The following is a 20,277-nucleotide window of genomic DNA, read 5'->3' as shown; positions in this document are numbered from 1 at the left end:
GGAGTCATTTAAGCCGACCACCGGGGCGCCGACCTTTGCCGCGGCGTCCAGGACCTTGACTATCTTGCGGGCGTGCATTTCCCCCAAAGACCCGCCCTGCATGGTAAAGTCCTGGGAATAGGCGTACACCACCCTGCCGTCAATCTGGCCATATCCGGTCACGATGGATTCGCTTTCGAAATCGAGCTTGTCCATGCCGAACCTGGCACACCTGCTTTTGATAAAGGCATCGATCTCAATAAAAGTACCCTGGTCAAAGAGATGGGTAAGCCGCTCCCTGGCGGTCATCTTGCCCTTGGCATGCTGCTGCTCAATTCTCTTTGGCCCTCCGCCTGACTTTATCTTTTCTTTTTTTGTTGCCAGGTGTTTGATTTTATCAGTGGTCATAAATGTAACCTCAATATGTGGCGGTTCGGTCTCTGTTGCATCGGTTTTCAAATTTTACAGCAAGGGGTCGCATTGCTGTTTACTGCCAGATATCTTTGTATTCTTATCTTCTTGTCAGACAATTGATGCGCAACGACAGCGTTCTACAGCAAGATTGGCGTCAGATTGCAATATTCACCATTTTTTCAATTGCGTCCCCATCCAGGTGACCGAAATTGATTGAGCCAAATCAACTGACTGTCAACCCGGTGAGCATTTTGAAAAAGGTCACACGCAGCAATAAGTATCGTTGTGAAATCGATCGTATCTTGTCGCGTGATCTGTCCTGTCTGCCCCCCGGATTACTGCTTACTGTTGTCAAGAAATTGAAATAAATATCCTTGTTATCTCTGCTGAGGGTTGATCGGAGTTGTAAATTCCAGGGGACAAGCCTGTTCGAACAATGCAGCGGCCGACAGGACTCCTGCTTCATCTCGCGGCCGCCCGACGATTTGCATGCCGACAGGAAGCCCTGCTGATGTAAACCCGCATGGTACTGAAATGGTTGGGCAGCCGGTCAGCGTTAATACAAAAGTGAGCGTCAGCCATCCGATATATGAGTCAAATCTTGTTCCGTTCACCTCGGGCAAGTATCTCAATTCACTTGAAAAAGGCGGTGCCACAACGGTTGGTGTCAGCAGGAAATCATGATCTTTGAAAAAAGCTATAGTGCTATGGAACAGGTCTCCGCGGGCTTTGTCGGCCTTGGCAATATCGCCGGACGTCAACTTGAAACTCTTTTCAATATTCCATATGACTTCAGGTTTCAATTGGTCGCGATACTTTTCGAGCAAAGGTCCCATTCTCGATGCGTAGTTGACCGAGCGCAATGTTTGAAAAACATCAATGGCGTCCCCGAAGTCGGGGCAGCCTTCAACGACTTCGCACCCGATATCCTGGAATTTTGCTGCCGCACCAGAAACAATTCTTACAACCTCGGGATCAACCGGAGCAACACCAAGGTTTGGGCTGAAGCCTATCTTGCAAGGATTTTTCGGGGCATCAACCGCATCCACGAAGGGTTGTGCCGGGCGCGGCAGCGACCTGGGGTCTGCCGGGTGCATTCCGCACATCGCGTCCAGCATGAGCGCAGTGTCGCCAACCGTTCGTGCCATCGGTCCCCGTACGCTAAAAGTTGAAAATGGCAATGCTTCGGGGCCTGTTGCAATCCTGCCGGGACTGGGTCTGAGGCCTACTATAGAACAAAAGCTCGCCGGGGTTCTGACACTTCCGGCAAAATCAGTGCCCTGGGCCAACCACACCTGTCCGGAGGCAAGAGCGGCTGCAGCACCTCCCGAGGAGCCGCCGCAGGTCTTAGATATGTCCCAGGGGTTTACCGTAACGCCGAAAACCTCATTGAAGGTCGTGCCTCCGGAACCGAATTCCGGGGTATTGCTTTTCCCCATGACGATGCTGCCGTTATTTTCCAGGGTTTCGACCATATACCCCGAACTGGTTGATACATTGTCTGCAAAAATCGGCGAACCATAGGTTGTGCGGACACCCTCCACCTCATCAAGATCTTTGATTGCCAGCGGCAGCCCGTAAAGATACCCGTGAGGAACGGGGTCGGGCGGGTTGTCCATAATTGCACGCGCGTGGCTGCGGGCACGGTCAAAACATTGAATGGGAATTGCGTTGATAATTGAATCTACTTCGAGAATTCTTTCAGCTGACAGTTCCACAAGTTCCAATGGGCTCACTTCTTTTTTCTGCAGAAGTGCGACGACCTGTCGCGCCGTCATTTTTATCAGTTCGTTCATGTTCGATCTCCAGTTATTGACTCAGCCAAAATCTCTATCGATTTTGTAGGTAACTATTTTAGTGACAGTTCTGTGCTCATCAGGTCGGTGCCTGACAGGATTTGCCAACAGAACCCATAAATTTTTGCATGGACCACAAGGCTATCAGCAGAACGGCTCCGGCAATAATCGATTCGTACCTTGGAAAGAAGAATGCTGCCGACGCGACAAACAGAAGCAACCTTACGATAATTCCGGTTCTTTTCCCGCCCAGATATCCCATCAGCGCACTTCCCACCGCTATGCATGCCAAAACACCTTGGATGCAGGCAAAAAATATTTCCATTACTGAGCCGTTCCATATAAGGGCAGGGTTATACACAAACAAAAATGGAACAATGTATGCGATCGCTGCCAGACGCATTGACTGGAATGCGGTAAGAAACGGTGATGTGTTGGCAATCCCTGCACCGGCAAAAGCGGCAAGGGCAAGGGGCGGAGTGATGCAGCTGAGCACAGCGTAATAGACGACGAACAAGTGCGCGGCAATGGGGTCGACATTGAGCTGAATTAAGACCGGGCCGGCGATCATAACGGTTATAATGTAGGATGCTGAGACGGTTAGGCCCATACCGAGAATCAGGCAGGTAAGCATAACCATTATCAGTGCTGGGAAAAGCTGGCTGCCGGCTGCTTCGATGATCAGGGAGGCAAACTTGAGTCCCAGCCCTGTCTGGGTAATCACGCCGATGATAATTCCCGCTGTAGCGCAAGCGCACATAACAGGGAGAAGGGTTTTGGCGGAGTCTACGAAAGTCATGATTATTGTCTTGAAACTCATCCGGGTTTCAGCGGAGAAAGAGCTGATACCAATGGCTGCGACAATTGACCAGAATCCTGCTTTGGTGGCAGAATATTGCATAACCAGCATGCCTATGAGCAGGACGGCAGGGATAACAAGATGTATCCTGCGGAGCGTGGTGGATAATTTAGGCAGGCTGTCTTTGCTGACCCCTTTAATGTTAGAACGTTTTGCCTCAAGATGAACCATGTAAAGCAGAGCAAAGAAAAACAGCAGGCCGGGAAGGATCGCGGCCTGGCATACGCGAATATAAGCTACCCCCAGCATATCAGCCATGATGAATGCCACCGCCCCCATAACAGGCGGCATAAACTGGCCACCGGTAGAGGCTACGCTCTCTATCGCCCCGGCGATAACAGGTTTGAACCCCACGCGTTTCATCAAAGGTATGGTGAAGACGCCGGTGGTTGCCACGTTTGCAACGGCAGCCCCGGAAATCATGGCAAAAAAACCGGATGAAATAACACTTACCTTGGCCGGTCCACCGTCGTAGTGTCCCGCCAGCTTGTTTGCCAGATCGTTAAAGAATTCACCGACGCCGGCCTTGAGCATAAAGCCGCCGAAAAGGATAAAAAGGAAAATGAAATTCGCTGATGCTCCCAGGGCTACTGAGAAAACGCCTTCTGTGGTAAGGTACTGATATTCCAGCAGCTCGTCGATCTGCAATCCTCGATGACCCCAGCTGCCAGGTATGTAGTCGCCAAAAAGGGCGTATGCAAGCGCCAAAAGGGCGACGATTACGAGTGCCGGGCCGAGAGTTCTGCGTGTAATCTCGAGGACTACCACAATGAGTGCCGCGCCAAGGATGATGTCGGTCTGGGTAGGAAGGCCAACGTGGCTCACCAGCTCTTTATAGTTGAATGCCATATACGCACAGGCAAATCCACCGCCCAGCAGAAGAATTAAGTCGAAAACCCGCAACAGTGGATGACCCCATCTTTTCCCCTCTCCAAAGGGAAAAAGGGCTAGCGTGAGCACAGTTCCCATCAGAAGATGGATGCTGCGCTGAACCGGAGCCGCAAACAAACCGAACTGGGCGGTATAAAGATGAAACAGTGAACCCGCGGTTGCGACAACAATCACCACCTGCCAGGCAAAAGCGGAAAAGCCTTTCTTTTTTTCTTGTTGCAATTCCATGACGACCTCCTACTTGAAAGAGTATTTTTCTGGATATGTCATTTTAAAAATTTTCGTTATTCAATGCTCTTCCGCTCTGATGACTACTACATCACCGCCTTCATACCAGTCGGACAAGCGCCACTGCTTGAGGCCGACCTGAACCTTGTGGTTTCCCAGGTCCGGGCTGCCGGCTACAAAACTTATTTCATTGGTAATCCTATTCTTCGGCACCATCTCAAGCCAACCATCTTCACGGAGGTTGACCTGGGAAAAAATGATATCGGAACATTGACTGGCTCGCTGAACGATTCTGGTCAGCTCGATTTGTGACGCACTTATGAGGCGATAGTGCTCATGGACAGGAAATTTTGAGTACGAATGTAAATAGGTCAGGACAAACTCCTCTCCATATGAAATCGGAATCTGCAACACCGGTTTTTCCTGTTTTTGCTCTTTTGCAAAAACCAGAAAAAGTTCCGATGCGTTTGTTGGTTTAATCGCAGCAGCAATCAGCAAACTGCTTAAGGTTATCGTTAACCAGGCGATGGTTAACCTGAACTTTTCAGGACGATGGCTTATTGCCTTCAATTGATCTCTCATGACGTCAAAGCCCAGATTTTTTTCTTGGATAAACAGCTACTCTTTGATCTTTTCACCAAAGAGTAGACTAAAACCCGTTGCCTGAATGGAAATGCCAGCCAACGGGTTTTCTGAATGTTTGTCCGACCGCTTTACTGAATGAGGCCTTGTTCTCTCCAGTACCGCTCAGCTCCCGGATGCAAGGGGATCTTGATGCCCTTTAAAGCACTTTCTTTTACGATCTCCTTGAACTTTGCATGGATATGGTCTATTTCCGGTTTGTTCTCAAAAACAGCTTTTACGATATTGTACGCGAGTTCATCATCCATCTTTTCGTTCACAATGATCATGCCGTGATAGGCAAAGGTATTGTAATCTTTATCCTGACCGGTATAGGTACCGGCTTTAACGACGCTTGGGCTGTAGTAGGGATATTTTTCCAGAAACTTGGCGCGTTGCTCTTCTCCCATCTCAATAAAAGTAATATCGCGCGAGGCTGTTAAATCAAGAATCAGCGAATGGGGTGTTGCGTGGGAATACATGGCAGCGTCAAGGGAGCCGTCTTTCATAGCCATGACAGCTTCTGGAGCGGAAAGGAAGACTTCATCAACGTCGTCATAGGACATTCCGTAGTGATCAAGAATGAGCCGGTTGCATACTTCCGTACCGGAACCGGCGGCACCCACTGCCACTCTTCTGTTTTGAAAATCAGCAACCTTCTTGATATCACTGTTATCTTTCAAGGTGTATAAGTAGATGTCGGCACCAAAAATTGAAAACAACGCCCGTATACCTTCATATTTTTCCTTTTCAAAGCTGCCCTTTCCATTGTAGGCGTTGTAGGCTGCATCGGGCATGGCCATTCCTATGTCAACGCGGTTACGACCGACATTACGAATATTCTCAATGGAGGAAGCAGAAGGTTTTGCTGTAGCAGATACATCGGGGACATGTTTAGAGACCACTTTAGAAAGGGCGCCGCCAAAAAGGAACCAGGCCCCTCCGGTAGCCGATGTGGACATAACCAGCCGGGTTTCTCTGGCAAAGGCGATTTGGCTTAACAACAGAAAGATCGACACTGTGACCAGTAGAAACATTCCGGTTTTTTTAGTTTTCATTTTGTTCTCCTTTCGTTTGATGTTTTTCTGCTTGCTTGGATAAAGATAATAAGCAACTTGTATGACAAGAAGATATCCATACAATATGGTTAGAACATAAATAGCTATCTGTCAAGAAGAAAATATGTTAATATGAAACCGAATTGAAAATTGCCGGATACAAAAAGAATCGATCCTGCAGGGACTTCGCCCGGGAGCATGTTGCTGCGGAGTCAGGATGAGTCAGGATGAGTCAGGATGAGTCAGGATGAGTTGGGAGTCGCAGCAGCTCACGGGAATTCAGCCGCTACCAGAGGGAAGGTATCTAAATGAAACTCAAGAAAATGAATCCAAAAGTGAAACGTCAGGAAAGACTTGCCGAACAGGTCGCTGACTTTATCACCAAAGAGATCGAATCCGCATCATTTCGACCGGGAGATATCTTTCCTCCTGAGGCGGAATTGGTTGAGATGTTTGGTGTCAGCCGTGCGGTAATAAGGGAAGCGCTCGCCAGTTTGAAACATGCCGGCCTGCTTGAATCGCGACAGGGAGGCAGGACCAAGGTTGCAGATCTGGAAAACCAGAAAAGTTTTCGATTGATACTGAACCCCGCCACCAAAAAAATGAATCTGGGGTATCTCTACGAGCTTCGGGTAGCCCTTGAGGGTGAGGCTGCAGCCCTGGCGGCAGTAAGGGGTACCCCGGAACAGATTGTAAAGATAAAAAAATGCCTTGATGCTCTTGAGCAGGCCATGAGCGATGGGCAGAGCGGAACTCCCGAAAATTTAGCCTTTCATAAAGCTCTCACTGAAGCAAGCTCCAACCCGCATATTATCCATTTCATAAATTGGATGCACAGCAGGATAGAGGAGCAGATACAGGCCGGTAGAGAAGTATCGCCGGACAGGAAATTGCCACCCCTGGTACAACAAGAGCATACGGCAATCTACGAGGCTATCAAGTCTGGCGATCCCTTGAAAGCCCGTCGTGCTACCATCACGCACCTTAAAAATTCAGCCATGAAATTTTTTGGCATTGACTTGCCTAGCGCCGGTTTATAATGCACCTGAAAGTTCTGCCTTTACCACGACCAGGCACCAGTAATTTTTATACTTTGGCTTTTCCATATTCGATTTAAGGCAGCGATAACCAAAGGGGAAAACCGGAAGCCCAGGCATCGTAATCGCCTGTTTTATAAGAAGTTCAGAGTGTTTGCTTTATCCGTTGGTCATGGAGAATGGGTTGCCTGCAATAAAAAAAAGAAACCGTGACACGATCGTTCAGCACTTTGGCAACTGCCAGTGCTGTAGAGGTCTTTACAACGAGTTTGTTCTATCAGGATGTAGGCCGGGAATTGGCGGAGACTGTTCACCTTTATCGGTACATATGGTACTGAACTTGATACAGTCTTCCCGCTCCTGATGGAGATGCTTTTCGTGCATTTCAATGACCGGACAGCTGAAACCGTATTTGCCAAGATGCCTTGTTATCATGTAGAGGGAATCCTCTCCTATCCGTTGATCGGACTCCCCGTACCTGTTGTAGATGACTCCGGCAAGATTAAGCTGCCTGTTTTGCAACGCCTCAAATGAAGCAAAGGTGTGATTGAGAGAGCCAAGCTTGGAGCTGGTCACAAGGATTACCGGATAGCTCATTTCACTTAGGTAATCTATCAGGGTATAATCGGTTTGCAACGGTACGAACAAACCTCCGGCCCCTTCCAGCAGGACAACGTCGTATCGGTCGCAAAGTCTGTCCGTCGCCCTGGAAATCGTATCGGGGAAAATTTCGGCGGATTCAATTCTTGCGGCAAGATGAGGGGAGCAAGGTGTTGAAAAAAGATACGGACAGGTAAGGCCTGCCTCATCTTCCGGTAATATCCCGCATCCCATCGCGTCCCTGTGGCTGAGAATATCTTCGCTCAGCCTGTCGCACCCTGTCTGTACAGCTTTCTGGGTTATAACCGTACGCCCGGCTCCAAGAAGTCCCCTGGCAATGAGGCCGGTGGCGACTGTCTTGCCGATATCCGTATCGATCCCTGTTATGCAGAATACGGTTCCTTTATCCATTTTTTCGTGCCACTGCAAATATTGCCGAATAATCAAGAGCAACTCCCCGTTGGTCTGAAAAAAAGGCGTTATAACGTTGTTCAAACCGTTTCAACCGGGATCGCGTCCACCTGAATGGTGCGACCCCGCCGACACCTGTTTCGCGAATGTGGCGCAGGACTTCTCTTGGTGTGGGGAAAAATAATGTGTAGTTTACAGCCTCGATAAAATCTACAACGAATCCGTGGTGCATCATGGCTTTGAGCTCTTTCTGGTCCGGATAGCTCAGCCCCACTCCTGTGAGTGCCCTGACCTGAAACATTGTTTTCGGGCCAAGCATGGAAAACACCAGGTAGCCGCCAGGGTTCAGGGAATCGTGAAATTTTGCAAGACAGCCGGGCAGGTCGCTAAGCCACTGAAACGTCGATGAGGAAAAGATAAGATCGAGGTCCGGCGGCGGCTGGACCGTCTCAATATTGCCGGGCATCAGGACACAGCGTGTTTCCGCGTTTTTGGCCTTTTCCGCTGCCCGCTCGCAACATTCGGGAACCAGGTCGTTGAGACAGAGCAGCCCTAGCTCCGCATGGCGGCAAAGCGCTCCGGTTGTCAGCCCGGTACCGCATCCAACTTCAAGGACCCGGCAAAATGCAACACCGCAAAATTGTTTGATAAGAGCAACTAAACGGTTGCCGATAGCCGCCTGCACTGTTGCGCTGCGGTCATAGCTCTTGATACTGCGCCTGAAACAGGCACCTATCCTTTCAGGATCGGTTTGATGCATTTTCCGCCTGCTCCTGGGAGGGGACATTCATTGTTTGTGCTGTGAAAAAATGGACGAAATGGTCCCAGCTGCTGTAGTCATAGAAGAGAAAATGACTTCCCGGCACCAGGGTTGTCTTGTCGGTTTTCCAGAATGATAACTGGTTTTCCGTCCTGACAATCCTGTCCTTGTCACCAACGACCACATGTGAGTAGATACTGTCGGATTTATTGATGCAGTCTGCGTTTTCCAGGTAAAACGCCAGTTCATCCCTCTGGTCTGCACAGTCCCTTGCTGGGAATTGTCCGGAGAAGTTGTCCCACACCGCGCGATTGCCGCAGAGTCTGCTGTAAAATTTTCTCCTGGCCGGCTCCGACCATCCGGACATGGTTCCTGCAAAAAGCTCTTGGGGAATCCCGTATCGGCTGTGAATGGGGCAGAGTGTTCCGTTTACCGCTATTGCAGCCGAAAATATCGGCGCGGTTTTCTCGAAGTAGTGGTGTGCGGCCCATACCCCCATGGACCAGCTGACGAGAACCGGAGCGGTGTATCTACGTATACGCGACAACAGTGGTTCAGTTGTCCATGGCGGTCTGTGGTCATATATATGAAGGACATCGAATTCTTCGGAAGGAATTGCTGTAAACGGACGGTCGTCCATCCCCCAACCGTTGCAGAATACGATGAGACGGTCGCGATTACGCTGTATCAGCCAGTTGTGTTTCATGGTACAGTCTGCTCTTGAGGTTTAGTGGTTTGCCCGTTGATGATCATGGCCAGGCAGGGCGCAATTCCCCTGATATCGTTTTCCTGCATATCGGCGGTGAGTGATAAGCGGAAACGGGAACTCCCCTTGGGTACCGTGGGCGGCCGAACCGGCAGGATATAATATCCCAGCTCCTGCATCCTGCGGGCGGCTGTTACGGTCAGGAGATTGTCGCCGATAACCACCGGAACGATATTGGTCGTGCCCTTAGTCTTCAGGCCGTGATTTCTCAGGTCATTTCGTAGCAGAGTCGAAATATGGTTCAGGTGATCCCGCTTTTTTTGCAGTGTCAGCATATGGTTGAAGACAAAAAGGTTCCAGCTGGCGACAATGGGTGGAAGCGCGGTGGTAAATATGAGCGCCCTGCTCTTGTTGATCAGTACCTGCCTGATCTCTTTGGTGCAGAGCACCAAAGCTCCCATTGAACCCGGGGCTTTGCCGAACGGGGCGACAAGCAGATCAATATGGTGCAGAACGTCCTGTTGTTCGGCCTGGCCCAGGGCGCCGGGGCCGTACAGGCCAATGGCATGGGCCTCGTCGAGATAAAGTGTGCAGTCAAATTTCTCTTTCAGCCGGACAAGTCGCTGCAGGTCCGCCACATCACCGTCCATGGAGAAGACCGACTCGGTCACGATCACCGCATTTTCATAACCACCTCTGTGTTTTGTCAGCAGCTGCTCGAGGTGCTCATAGTCGCAGTGACGAAATCGTTTGCAGTCCGCACGCGCCAACCTTATTCCGTCATGTATCGAGGCATGGTTCAGTTTGTCTGAGAGAATGAGGTCTTTTCTGGTCAGCAGCGATGGGAGGATGCCGATGTTGGCATGGTAGCCTGAGTTGTAAAAAAGACAGGCGGGAAATCCATATCTTCTGGCTATGGTATGTTCAAGTTCATGAAATATCCTGCGGTCTCCGCACAATAACCTTGAAGAGGTCGAACCCAACCCGAATGTATCGGGAATCTCATCTCTGGTGATTGTCGAGAAAAAGCGCTGGTGCAGTTCGCTGTCTGAGCCGATTCCCAGATAGTCGTTTGACGTAAGATTCAGCAATTCCCTGCCGTTGTACGTAATCCGGCACCCTTTTCTTCCAGACAGGGGATGCAGCTCACGAAACGAGTCTGTCCTTTTCAGCTCAGACAGCAGGTTGGCAAAACGTAATGTCATAACGTCTTGATCCTTTCGACCACTTGGCAAATGGCCTGGGTAAGGGTTCTGAGGTCGTTGTTGTCGATAATATAGGGCGGCATGACATATACGAGTTTGCCAAACGGCCGGACCCAGACCCCCCTGGCCACGAATTCACGCTGCACTGCGGCCATGTCGACAGGGGAGGTCAGTTCAACCACCCCTGTGGCGCCAAGTACCCGCACATCACGGACGTGTTTCATTGGCCGCAAGGGAAAAAGTCCTTTTATGAGCTGGCTTTCTATGTTTGCTACGGCGGTCTGCCAATCGGATGAAAATAGTAATTTTATAGATGCTTCGGCGGTTTTGCAGGCCAGGGGATTGCCCATGAAGGTCGGGCCGTGCATGAAGATTCCGGGAGCAGCGGAAGAAATGACGCTTTCAACCTGTGCGGTTGCCAGAACCGCTGCCAGGGTCATGCATCCCCCGGTCAGTGCTTTGCCAAGGCACATGATGTCGGGTGAAATGCCTGCATGATTGCAACCGAACAGTTTGCCCGACCGGCCGAATCCGGTCGCAATTTCATCGGCTATGAGCAGCACCTCAAACTGGTCGCAGAGGCTTCTCACCTGGCGGAGGTATTCGGGGTGATAAAACCTCATTCCTCCGGCTCCCTGGATAACCGGCTCAAGGATAACGGCGCAGATCCGGGAATGTCTGTCCTGAAGTATGCGGGTGATTGAGGCAAGATCTCCGGGATCCCACTCTCCACCGAAGCAACAGTGCGGCGCTTCTGCAAAATAATACTCGGGCAGTATGTTTTTGTACATCCCATGCATTCCTGTAACCGGATCGCAGACCGACATGGCATGGAAGGTGTCGCCATGGTACCCGGAGCGAAGCGAGAGGAACCTGTTTTTTTCCTTGAATCCCCTGGCTCGCTGATACTGAACAGCCATTTTCATGGCAACTTCTACCGCAACGGAGCCGGAGTCTGCGAGAAAAACTTTTTCAAGCGGTTCCGGGCTGCACTCAACAAGCAACCTGGCCAAATTGACCGCAGGTCCATGGGTTAAACCGCCAAACATGATGTGCGGAAGTCTTGCGGCCTGCTCCCGGATAGCGTCGACCAGGACTGGGTGGTTATAGCCATGGATCGCCGCCCACCATGAGGCCATTCCGTCAATCAATTCCTTGCCGTTGGCCAGGCGAATGCGCACACCTTCTGCAGACTCAACCGGATATACCGGCAGGGGGTTGGTGATCGACGTGTAGGGATGCCAGAGATGTTTGCGGTCGAAGTCGAGCAGGCTTGATGTCTTTACTGAATAAGTCGTATCCATCACTTGGCCCCGCCTGATGAAGCAATTGCATATCCAAGTGAGCGAAACATTGCAATGTCCTGCTCGAGATTGTTGCCGGCGGTTGTCAAATAGTTGCCGACAATAGCGCCATTTGCACCGGATGTGAAACATGCCGATTGTTTGTTGCCAAGCATGTTCCGCCCCCCGGCCAGTCGGATAATCGCTTCGGGGTTGATGAACCTGAACATGGCGATACTGGTCAACACTTCCGATACGCCTATGGGTTTTATTCCACCATAGGGGGTGTTGGCGATAGGTGTCAGGATATTGAGCGGAATAGAGCGGATATTGAGAGCTTGTAATTCGAAGGCGAGTTCGAGCCGTTGCTTAAGAGTTTCCCCCATGCCAATTATGCCGCCGGAGCACACTTCGAGACCGGCCTCTCTCGCTGTCTCGATGGTCTTGACCTTTTCTTCCCACGTATGGGTGGTGCAGACATTGGCGAAAAAACTCCTGGAGGTTTCAAGGTTGCAGTGATACCTTTTTACTCCTATTGCTTTTAGCATTTCAGCCTTGTGCGGCGTCAGAAACCCCATTGAAGCGCACAGAGACATATCTGTTTCAGCAGCAATTTTTTCATAGATCTTTCCGAACTGCTCAATGTGCTGCTCCGATACGCTCCTTCCGGCAGCTACCAGCGAAAACCTTGTTACACCAGCAGCTTCATTTTCCCGGGCCGCCTGCAGTGCCGTGGCCTCATCGATGATTTCGTAGGTATCAATGTCGACAGGATACCATGAAGACTGGGCGCAGAATTTACAATTCTCCGAACACCTGCCCGACCTCGCATTGACGATTGAACAGAGGTCGATCTCTTCATTGTGGAAAGTTTTTCGCAGTTCGTCCGCAGCTTGGTAAAGCTGTCTGGGATTGTCGGAGTGGGCCAGCTGTAACGCCTCGTCAAAATTGAGCCCCGAGCCGTTGCGGATACGCTGCACCAGAGTCATTAACATAATCTGTCTCTTCTTGTTGCTGCCGCTTGTTTGGTGATTGCCGCAAGATTAACCGGTACATCCGGTTGTACGGCGATGCTGCCCCAGCGTCCTTTCGCGCTTGCGACCTGTACTGCTTGTGGTTGGGAACTCGCTTATCAGAGTCACAGGTTGTTTTAGTTTTTTGGCAGTGTGTTTGTTCTTAGCCCGGTAAAAACGCATATGTTTTTTAAAACCATTTGATTTGGTTAACCTGTGTAAGATGTTTTAGTTAACCGAAAAGAAGAGAAAATGCAAATAAATTGCTTTGCCGGCTCAATCAAGGATTTGCGGTTCTCTCTAGGCAGACGGCCTGTCCGCGCGCAGACAACCGGTGGTGTCGGCAGCGTCATTTCCCGTAACACCATTTGCCATATAGAACTGTAAGGAGTAGATATAGACGGTTTTCTGTGTTGGTGATCATGCAACGTAGTGCGCCACCGCGAGGATGTGTCGACTGATTGTTTGACATACCGACATGTTTGCTTGTCACATATGAAATTTTCCCTTGGGGATTTTTGCTAAATATAAAAACTGATCTTTAGGAGACCGCTATGAAACTAAGTGAAAAACTGGGGAACAAATTTGTCATAACCACCGAACTCGGACCGGTGAAGGGAGTGTTGACCGATGAATCCCTGGAAAAAGCCGAATCCTACCTTCCACTCGACGGTATCAATGTTCACGACTGCCCGATGGGTAATCTGCGGATAAATTCGGTAGCGATGGCGGGGTTGATTCAGAATAAGCTTGATATTGAGGGTATCCCGCATTTCACATGCAGGGATCGGAGCCTTCTTGGCACCCAGGCGGATCTTCTCGGGGCTCATGGCCTGGGGATACGCAATATTCTTGTGACAACCGGTGATCCGCCGAAACACGGGCCGTATCCTTCCAAGCCGGTTTATGATTACAATACTCTGGAGCTTCTTGATCTTATCGGGAAAATGAACAGCGGGGTGGATTTTAACGGCAAGGAATTCGGGGGCAGGACCGATTTTACGATCGCCTGTACCGCCAGGCCGACCGCCAGGAATCCTGAACGTGAACTGGAAAGAATGAGCAGGAAAATAGCAGCCGGAGCCGATTTTTTTCAGACCCAGGTTGTCTATGACTCTGAAAAAACAGTCTCCTTTCTCAAAGAGGCGCGAAAATTGGGCAAACCGGTACTGATCGGGTTGATGCCGCTTAAAAGTGTGAAGATGGCGAAATTTATGAATAATAATGTTGAAGGAATAGATGTACCTGAAGATGTCATCTCGCGCATGGAAAATGACGGTGCAACCGGAATTGACATCACCTGCGACCTTATACGAGAAATCGCCGAATATGCCGACGGTATACACATTATGGCGATGGGGGATGTGGCCGGAACAAACCTCATAATAGAATTTACCAACGCACTGGTCGACAACCGCCGATGAGATTCATTATTCTACCGGTCTGCCGGTGAAATTTTTTCATCCGTTAAAGCAGGGGCTGGCTCTTTGTTCAAGATGGGCGATGTCCCTGAAAATTGCGGCAACCTTCAGGCGGATGAGGAGGGCCGGTCCGCCTGGTTACAAAATCGAGAAAATCGTTTTCCGGCAGGGGCCGGCTAAAGAGAAAACCCTGGCCGATTCCGCATCCAATTGGCGACAGCACCTGTTTCTGTTCCTTGGTTTCTATACCTTCGGCAACGACGTCGATACCCAGCTTTTGGGCAACAAGTACAATTGCTTCGATGATGGCAGAATCTTTTGTGTTTACAGCAACTTCAGTTACGAATGTCCGGTCAATCTTCAGGATGGTTATGGGGAGGTTCTTCAGCCGTGTCAGGCTGGAAAAGCCTGTGCCAAAATCGTCGATTGCCAGACAGACTCCCAAATTCCTGATTTTTTTAAGAGTTGAAATGATCTCTTCGTCGTCTTCCATCGCAATACTCTCGGTAATTTCCAGCTCCAGCTGGCTCGGCTGAAGACCGGTTTCATCCAGGGCGTCTGAAATCAGGTCTAAAAATCCGGGTTCCCTTAGTTGGGCCACAGAAATATTGACACTGATCTTAAGGTGCAGATTTTCAATTTTCTGCAATCTCCCTGCATATCCACATGCCTTTTTGAGGATCCATTTCCCCAGCGGGATTATTAACCCTGTCTGCTCCGCCAAGGGTATAAATTCTTTTGGCGGGATCAACCCTTTAACAGGGTGTTGCCATCTTGCAAGAGCTTCTGCTCCGATAACGTCACCGGAAGTTAAAGATATTTTAGGCTGATAATGCAGGGTGAATTCATTATTTTTTAAAGCGTTATACAGATCATTTTCCAGCACCAGCATCTCATGGGCTTCATCGTCCATTTCCTTACAGTAAAACTGGAAACTGTTGTTGCCCTTTTTTTTCGCGGCATAGGTCGCAATACCAGCATGTGCCAGCAGGATCTCAATATCGTCGTTTTCAGGTTTGCCGGTGATGACGCCGACGCAACCTGAAACGTGAAGATCATGTTCGTCAATAACGAATGATTCCTCAAAGATACTCAGGATTCTCTGGGCAATGCGGGTGACATGTTGCATGTCCTGCACCCCCTCGACGAGAATGACAAACTCGTCTCCGCCAAAACGAGCGATAGCGTCAATGGGAAATCGTAAATGTGCGCACAACCGTTGGGCAACTTTTTTCAACAGCTGATCACCAACCGAGCGTCCCAAGGTGTTGTTGATTTTTTTAAGTAAATCAATGTCAAGTAAAAAGAGTGAAATCGGACTATTATTCAGTTTTGTCCGCCTTGCGGCCCTGGTGAAACGATCCTGGAAATATTTTTTGTTGGGGAGCCCCGTCAGTTGATCGTAACAAAAAAGATTATCGAGCTGCTTTTTATTTTCTTTGAGTTCCTGTTCTATCAGCTTAAGCTCAGATATATTGAAAACAGTCCCCAGCAGGTGGCCACATTTTCCCTTTCCGTCTGAAACAACCTCAGTTTGTAGATGTACGTCGATGATATAGCCGTCAGGGCGAACGATGCGGAAGTTGAGTGAACAGGAGGAACCTTCTGGAATTGTTTTTTTTATGGCTTTGTCGACTCTGTTGCGATCCTCGCTGTGAACAAGTGACAACAGATATTCGTAGGTGAAATCTACCGGATATGGATCAAGGCCAAGGATCTGGTGTAATTGTCTGGAGCACCAGCAGCTGTCGGCCCCAATATTCCATTTCCAATGGCCAATACGACCGACGCGTTGCGCCTTGTCGAACCTGACCTGGCTTTTTCGTAATCCTTTTTCCAATACTTTGCGACCGGTGATATCAAGCCAACTGCCAACTATTTCAATCGGTGTTCCATCACCATTTTTCACAAGTCGCTGTTCATCGTGTATCCAGCGGTAGGTACCGTTTTTATGTAAAAAGCGATATTCATGAACATATTTTTCCTGTTGGCTGAGTTTTGCCAGATTTATCAGCACTCCACTTCTGTCATCGGGGTGAATCCTGGACAGCCAGAAATCGGGATTATCGGTAAATTCCAAGGGGTCGTAGCCAAGCTGTTCCTTCACGTTTGCACTGATGGAAGTAGGTCCGTAATAGCGGTCAATCGGGCAAGTGTAGCTGACCGCCGGGCATGATGCAAAAATCAGCTGATTTCGCAGAAGACAATCAGCACCTTGAAGATCGTGAACAAATTTACAATTGAAAGTTTCCCTGCCAATAGACTTTGTCACAAGTGCTACCCTGGTTTCGTGGAGTTAGCCGTTTTATTACCAATATTTTAGTTGACCGTTCAATCTTCTAACAACAGTACCCTATCTAAACAGAGCAACAAGATCAATATTTTTCAGTTCGTTGCAGCGATTTGTGGCGTGGATCATATTTGGGTTATGTTATTAAGGAAAAAATGTTGAAAAATAACTGAAATACAATGTGATAAAACGGCGAATCTGGTGGGGTTTGTTTCTGGACGTAACCTTGAAAAGAATGGTTTGCAATGAATTTCTAGCTGTCTGATGAAGTTGTTAAGTTGGCAAAAGCTTCGAAAAATATGAAAAAAGTTTAATATTTTAAATGAGTAACATGACCAGTGATGGTTTTGTTGCCAATTTAATACACTGCTGTCTCATAAATAGTTAAGTAATTACCAATAAATATGGCTCGGAGAGCTACTTGTGTTAAAATGAAATCGCCAAAAGACATTTAAATACAAGGAGATCCGAGCCATGGCACATTCTACCACGATACTCAACCAGATTGCTTCTTTTTTCTCGAGATATGATTTTGAAAAACTTGCTCATAAACATCATTGTGGTCAAAAGTTCCGCTCCTTTAATCGTTGGAGCCAGTTTCTCGCAATGACTATTGCCCAACTCACATCCAGGAAGAGCCTTAGAGACCTTGTTGGCAATATCCAGGTGCAGAAGAAACGCATGTACCATCAGGGAGATAATCAAACAGGGAGGTTCGACACCTGTCGGTGACATTATCGCCAAGATCAATGAAGTGTTGGCAGGTTGGGTCAACTACTTTCGAGTCGGTAATTCAAGCCGAGCCTTTAGCGAGGTAAGAGACTACCTTGAGATGAAAATACGAACCTTGTTGTCTAAGAGAAAACGGAGGAAGAAGTGTAGCATTGGTTGGCGGAGATGGAGTAACGAGTATATTTACAGTGTGCTGGGTTTGTTTTGGGATTGGAAACTTAAACACCTTGGTAACGTAGAAATGTATACGCGAAAGTCGATGCCATCGCTAATAGGATTCATAAACCTTCAGAAGAATCTCATTGGGTGAGCCGCTTGAGGGAAAACCTCACGAGCGGTTGTGTGTCCAGTTAAGGCTGGTATGTTCAGCAGGAGTCAGTCCTGTTAGGGTAAGAATCAGAGGCCCTATAGCTTGGATGGCAGGTATGAGGGAAACCGATTATCTGAAGCCCATCGACAAAGCAATCCATAGGGATGTGAGCGAGTCACCGGGCCATAACGAGAGTGAACGTAGAGGTGGCCCCGAAAGTGAGAATCCCCGGAGGCCGAGCCCCCAACCGTAGGGCGAAGGCAGCATGGTTAGTCGAAATCTGATCGATACGACTGATTCACTCCGGCGGGGTGGTAGCGATAGCACGGTGACGAGGACATACCGAGCAACTGGAGAAGCCCTCCTCGTCCCAAAGAGAAATCTTTGGAGCAAGGTAGGCTCTATAACCGTCAACAGCGGGAAGTGAGCTGAAAGGCGAGAGGGTGGCGGAGGGGTTCGTATTAGCGATGAACTGGGGTAACGCCCAGGGAGCAAAGGGACCCTACTGTTAATAATCTTTTGACAACACCGGGAGGCAGGGACGAAATGATAAAAGCGTCCATCGGTCTGCAAGACCTGAGAAGGAAGATATACTTGAAGGCGAAGTCCGATAAGACATGGCGGTTTTGGGGACTGTATGTGCATGTCTGTAAAATAGAAACACTTCATCTGGCTTATCGTGAGGCGAAGAAGAACAACGGTGCACCTGGTATAGATGGAGTGTCGTTTGCTGACATCGAAGCGGCAGGATTGAAGGCTTTTCTCGAACAGATACAAAATGAACTGCACTCCAGGACATATCGACCCATGCGAAACCGAATCAAAGAGATTCCCAAGGGTAATGGCAAAGTCAGAACTCTTGGAATTCCTGGAATACGAGATCGCGTGGTTCAAGGTGCACTTAAGCTCATTCTAGAGGCCATATTTGAAGCCGATTTCCAGGAGGGGTCATATGGATATCGTCCGAAGCGAACTGCTCATACTGCGATAGATCGTGTGGCTTCGGCAGTTGTGAAGAACAAGACACGTGTCATTGATTTGGACCTAAGTGCCTATTTTGACAACGTTCGGCATTTCACTCTCATAAAGAAAGTGGCTGAACGAGTTAATGACGACGATGTGCTGCGATTGCTGAAACTGATCTTGAAAGTAGGAGGCGCTAAAGGCGTTCCTCAGGGCGGGGTAATCTCACCTCTACTTAGCAATCTCTACCTCAATGAGGTAGATAAAATGCTGGAGCGAGCGAAAGAGGTAACCCGAAAAGGCAGATTCACCTATATTGAATATGCCCGTTTCGCTGATGATCTCGTGGTCTTGGTTGACGGTTTTGGAAAGTGGGAGTGGCTGTTAAAAGCTGCCTACAAAAGGCTTGTAGAAGAGTTTGAAAAGTTGGGTGTTCAGATGAATCAGGAAAAGACCCAAATAGTTAATCTTACTCAGGATGAGACTTTCAGTTTCTTGGGTTTTGATTTTCGGCGGATTAAAACACGGCGCGGAGCGTGGGGGGGGGACGAGTTACTCCACGAGTGAAAGCGCGGACGTCTTTGCTGCAAAAGCTCAAGGACGTGTTCCGTCGACATCAGTCCCAACCTGTGGGCCGGGTTGTTTACCTTATAAATCCTGTACTAGCGGGGTGGGTGAACTATTTTCGGGTTGGTAACTCCAGCAAATGTTTTGGCTATGTGAAAGATTGGGTGGAGAAAAAGATCAGACGACATTTAATGTATGCCGGTAAACGCCGTGGTTTTGGCTGGAACAGATGGAGTAGGGCTTGGTTATATGAAACTCTGGGTTTGTATAATGACTACGGAGTTCGATACCATCGTGTCTGAAAGTGCTGCCAGCTTGATAGGTCTCATAACCCTTGAAATGAAATTAACAGTGAAAGCCTAGTGCGGGAAATCCGCATGCTGGGTTTGTCGAGGCGGAGGTTGGAAACGGGCTCCTGAGTACCGCGCCAGTCCTTTACCCGACAGCTGTTCTTCTAGTGGATCAAGCAAAATCTCAAAGTAAAGACCTTCCTCGGAACCTCAGCGAATGCTGTGTTAACACATCTATGGATTGCTCTTTGCGTCTACCTGATGTTGGCCTGTTTCAAATTTTTAGCAAAGTTCCGAGGTTCACTCACGGAACTGCTCCGGTTGTTGCAACTGAACATTTTTGAAAGGCGGCCTCTATCTGACCTACTCAGGCCCCCTGGCATGTTTATAAAAAACGTAATATCTCCACAGCTTACTTTGTGGAATTAACTATGGGACAGCAGTGTGTTGCCGCATAAACAGAGAAAAAATAGAAAAAATGGAATATTCGATGAGTGTTTTATTAGACATAATGTTTGACAGAAGGAGACCTGCCTACCTTGCCAACGTGGGTTAGAATGAAAGTGTGCAACATTCACCCCAGAGCCATAACCAAGGAGGCAGGTCATGAGAAAGCATACCATAAAATACGTAGGATTGGATGTTCATAAGGACACTATAGTTATCGCCATAGCCGATGAGGAGCGCTCAGGAGAAACCAGGAACTACGGGGCGATTCCGCATACGATAGATGCACTGGAGAAATTTCTACGGAAACAGTTGTCTCAGGGAGTTGAGTTGCGATGTGCTTACGAAGCAGGCCCCACAGGATTCGGACTCTATCATTATCTTCGGAATAACGGT

Annotated in this window: 17 protein-coding genes and 3 pseudogenes; 8 read left to right on the top strand and 12 right to left on the bottom strand. The window is 48.8% G+C overall.

Annotation, left to right across the window (positions count from 1 at the left end; translation table 11 throughout):
• From BLQ17_RS19970 to BLQ17_RS19950, 5 genes are all read right to left on the bottom strand, one after another.
• Positions 1-387: carboxyl transferase domain-containing protein (locus BLQ17_RS19970; protein ID WP_281180566.1), on the bottom strand; the 387-nt coding region annotated here is incomplete at its 3' end.
• A 383-nt stretch (positions 388-770) separates the two neighbouring features.
• Entirely contained in the window at positions 771-2,189 is a 1,419-nt protein-coding gene (locus BLQ17_RS19965; protein WP_092225913.1) for an amidase, read from the bottom strand.
• 79 nt (positions 2,190-2,268) lie between these two features.
• On the bottom strand, positions 2,269-4,167 hold the full coding sequence (locus tag BLQ17_RS19960; protein WP_092225912.1) for a TRAP transporter permease: 1,899 nt from the start codon (positions 4,165-4,167) through the stop codon (positions 2,269-2,271).
• Between the two features lie 60 nt (positions 4,168-4,227).
• Positions 4,228-4,737 (bottom strand): DUF1850 domain-containing protein, encoded by a 510-nt coding sequence (locus tag BLQ17_RS19955; RefSeq protein WP_176761342.1) that lies wholly within the window; start codon positions 4,735-4,737, stop codon positions 4,228-4,230.
• A gap of 143 nt (positions 4,738-4,880) precedes the next feature.
• Entirely contained in the window at positions 4,881-5,846 is a 966-nt protein-coding gene (locus BLQ17_RS19950) for a TAXI family TRAP transporter solute-binding subunit (RefSeq protein WP_092225910.1), read from the bottom strand.
• 308 nt (positions 5,847-6,154) lie between these two features.
• On the opposite strand from BLQ17_RS19950, the gene BLQ17_RS19945 reads away from it, so the two are divergent.
• Entirely contained in the window at positions 6,155-6,886 is a 732-nt protein-coding gene (locus BLQ17_RS19945) for a FadR/GntR family transcriptional regulator (protein ID WP_092225909.1), read from the top strand.
• Positions 6,887-7,141: 255 nt separating this feature from the next.
• Here the strand turns inward: BLQ17_RS19945 and bioD are convergent, their stop codons facing one another.
• Genes bioD through bioB form a run of 6 tightly spaced genes read right to left on the bottom strand, consistent with a single transcriptional unit; the run spans position 7,142 to position 12,843 of the window.
• A complete protein-coding gene (gene bioD / locus BLQ17_RS19940) occupies positions 7,142-7,894 on the bottom strand; it encodes a dethiobiotin synthase (RefSeq protein WP_092225908.1) in 753 nt (250 codons plus the stop codon).
• Positions 7,887-8,654 carry a methyltransferase domain-containing protein gene (locus tag BLQ17_RS19935; RefSeq protein WP_176761341.1) on the bottom strand — a complete coding sequence of 256 codons (768 nt, stop codon included), beginning with the start codon at positions 8,652-8,654 and terminating at the stop codon, positions 7,887-7,889. The genes bioD and BLQ17_RS19935 overlap by 8 nt, the downstream gene beginning before the upstream one ends.
• Positions 8,635-9,360: a pimeloyl-ACP methyl esterase BioG family protein gene (locus BLQ17_RS19930; protein ID WP_092225906.1), complete on the bottom strand. Its 726-nt coding sequence runs from the start codon at positions 9,358-9,360 to the stop codon at positions 8,635-8,637. Before BLQ17_RS19930 ends, BLQ17_RS19935 begins: the two co-directional genes overlap by 20 nt.
• Positions 9,357-10,565 carry an aminotransferase class I/II-fold pyridoxal phosphate-dependent enzyme gene (locus BLQ17_RS19925; protein ID WP_092225905.1) on the bottom strand — a complete coding sequence of 403 codons (1,209 nt, stop codon included), beginning with the start codon at positions 10,563-10,565 and terminating at the stop codon, positions 9,357-9,359. Before BLQ17_RS19925 ends, BLQ17_RS19930 begins: the two co-directional genes overlap by 4 nt.
• The gene (bioA, locus tag BLQ17_RS19920; protein WP_092225904.1) at positions 10,562-11,869 is read right to left on the bottom strand and encodes an adenosylmethionine--8-amino-7-oxononanoate transaminase; all 1,308 of its coding nucleotides are present in this window, start codon (positions 11,867-11,869) and stop codon (positions 10,562-10,564) included. Before bioA ends, BLQ17_RS19925 begins: the two co-directional genes overlap by 4 nt.
• Positions 11,869-12,843, bottom strand: a complete 975-nt coding sequence (bioB, locus tag BLQ17_RS19915; RefSeq protein ID WP_092225903.1) for a biotin synthase BioB — start codon at positions 12,841-12,843, stop codon at positions 11,869-11,871. Before bioB ends, bioA begins: the two co-directional genes overlap by 1 nt.
• A gap of 572 nt (positions 12,844-13,415) precedes the next feature.
• Here bioB and BLQ17_RS19910 point away from each other — a divergent pair.
• Positions 13,416-14,285, top strand: coding sequence for a methylenetetrahydrofolate reductase (locus tag BLQ17_RS19910; protein WP_092225902.1), 870 nt, complete (start codon positions 13,416-13,418; stop codon positions 14,283-14,285).
• A gap of 67 nt (positions 14,286-14,352) precedes the next feature.
• Here BLQ17_RS19910 and BLQ17_RS19905 read toward each other — a convergent pair whose 3' ends face one another.
• Positions 14,353-16,554, bottom strand: coding sequence for a sensor domain-containing protein (locus BLQ17_RS19905; RefSeq protein ID WP_092225901.1), 2,202 nt, complete (start codon positions 16,552-16,554; stop codon positions 14,353-14,355).
• A gap of 492 nt (positions 16,555-17,046) precedes the next feature.
• Between BLQ17_RS19905 and BLQ17_RS19900 the strand changes: the two genes are divergently transcribed.
• The 6 genes and pseudogenes from BLQ17_RS19900 to BLQ17_RS22980 form a co-directional block, all read left to right on the top strand.
• On the top strand, positions 17,047-17,304 hold the full coding sequence (locus BLQ17_RS19900) for a DUF4372 domain-containing protein (RefSeq protein ID WP_092225900.1): 258 nt from the start codon (positions 17,047-17,049) through the stop codon (positions 17,302-17,304).
• Positions 17,261-17,551, top strand: a pseudogene (locus BLQ17_RS23585) (group II intron maturase-specific domain-containing protein); the annotation flags it as partial. The gene BLQ17_RS19900 and the pseudogene BLQ17_RS23585, both read left to right, overlap by 44 nt.
• A 609-nt stretch (positions 17,552-18,160) precedes the next feature.
• Entirely contained in the window at positions 18,161-19,144 is a 984-nt protein-coding gene (gene ltrA, locus BLQ17_RS19890) for a group II intron reverse transcriptase/maturase (protein ID WP_218121857.1), read from the top strand.
• The gene (locus BLQ17_RS23580; protein ID WP_342674195.1) at positions 19,114-19,446 is read left to right on the top strand and encodes a group II intron maturase-specific domain-containing protein; all 333 of its coding nucleotides are present in this window, start codon (positions 19,114-19,116) and stop codon (positions 19,444-19,446) included. Before ltrA ends, BLQ17_RS23580 begins: the two co-directional genes overlap by 31 nt.
• A 156-nt stretch (positions 19,447-19,602) precedes the next feature.
• Positions 19,603-19,863, top strand: a pseudogene (locus tag BLQ17_RS23310) (IS4 family transposase); the annotation flags it as partial.
• A gap of 177 nt (positions 19,864-20,040) precedes the next feature.
• Positions 20,041-20,277 (top strand): annotated as a pseudogene (locus BLQ17_RS22980) (IS110 family transposase); the annotation flags it as partial.

The sequence above is a fragment of the Desulforhopalus singaporensis genome, assembly GCF_900104445.1.
In the GTDB taxonomy this organism is placed as follows: Bacteria; Desulfobacterota; Desulfobulbia; order Desulfobulbales; family Desulfocapsaceae; genus Desulforhopalus_A; species Desulforhopalus_A singaporensis.
The sequence above is the reverse complement of the archived record's forward strand: the minus strand, read 5'-3'. Positions and strand labels throughout refer to the sequence as shown.

Coding starts and splice junctions, on each gene's coding strand:
- BLQ17_RS19965 (WP_092225913.1), bottom strand. CDS start 2,189: ATGAACGAACTGATAAAAATGACGGCGCGACAGGTCGTCGCACTTCTG.
- BLQ17_RS19960 (WP_092225912.1), bottom strand. CDS start 4,167: ATGGAATTGCAACAAGAAAAAAAGAAAGGCTTTTCCGCTTTTGCCTGG.
- BLQ17_RS19950 (WP_092225910.1), bottom strand. CDS start 5,846: ATGAAAACTAAAAAAACCGGAATGTTTCTACTGGTCACAGTGTCGATC.
- BLQ17_RS19945 (WP_092225909.1), top strand. CDS start 6,155: ATGAAACTCAAGAAAATGAATCCAAAAGTGAAACGTCAGGAAAGACTT.
- bioD (WP_092225908.1), bottom strand. CDS start 7,894: ATGGATAAAGGAACCGTATTCTGCATAACAGGGATCGATACGGATATC.
- BLQ17_RS19935 (WP_176761341.1), bottom strand. CDS start 8,654: ATGCATCAAACCGATCCTGAAAGGATAGGTGCCTGTTTCAGGCGCAGT.
- BLQ17_RS19930 (WP_092225906.1), bottom strand. CDS start 9,360: ATGAAACACAACTGGCTGATACAGCGTAATCGCGACCGTCTCATCGTA.
- BLQ17_RS19925 (WP_092225905.1), bottom strand. CDS start 10,565: ATGACATTACGTTTTGCCAACCTGCTGTCTGAGCTGAAAAGGACAGAC.
- bioA (WP_092225904.1), bottom strand. CDS start 11,869: ATGGATACGACTTATTCAGTAAAGACATCAAGCCTGCTCGACTTCGAC.
- bioB (WP_092225903.1), bottom strand. CDS start 12,843: ATGTTAATGACTCTGGTGCAGCGTATCCGCAACGGCTCGGGGCTCAAT.
- BLQ17_RS19910 (WP_092225902.1), top strand. CDS start 13,416: ATGAAACTAAGTGAAAAACTGGGGAACAAATTTGTCATAACCACCGAA.
- BLQ17_RS19900 (WP_092225900.1), top strand. CDS start 17,047: ATGGCACATTCTACCACGATACTCAACCAGATTGCTTCTTTTTTCTCG.
- ltrA (WP_218121857.1), top strand. CDS start 18,161: ATGATAAAAGCGTCCATCGGTCTGCAAGACCTGAGAAGGAAGATATAC.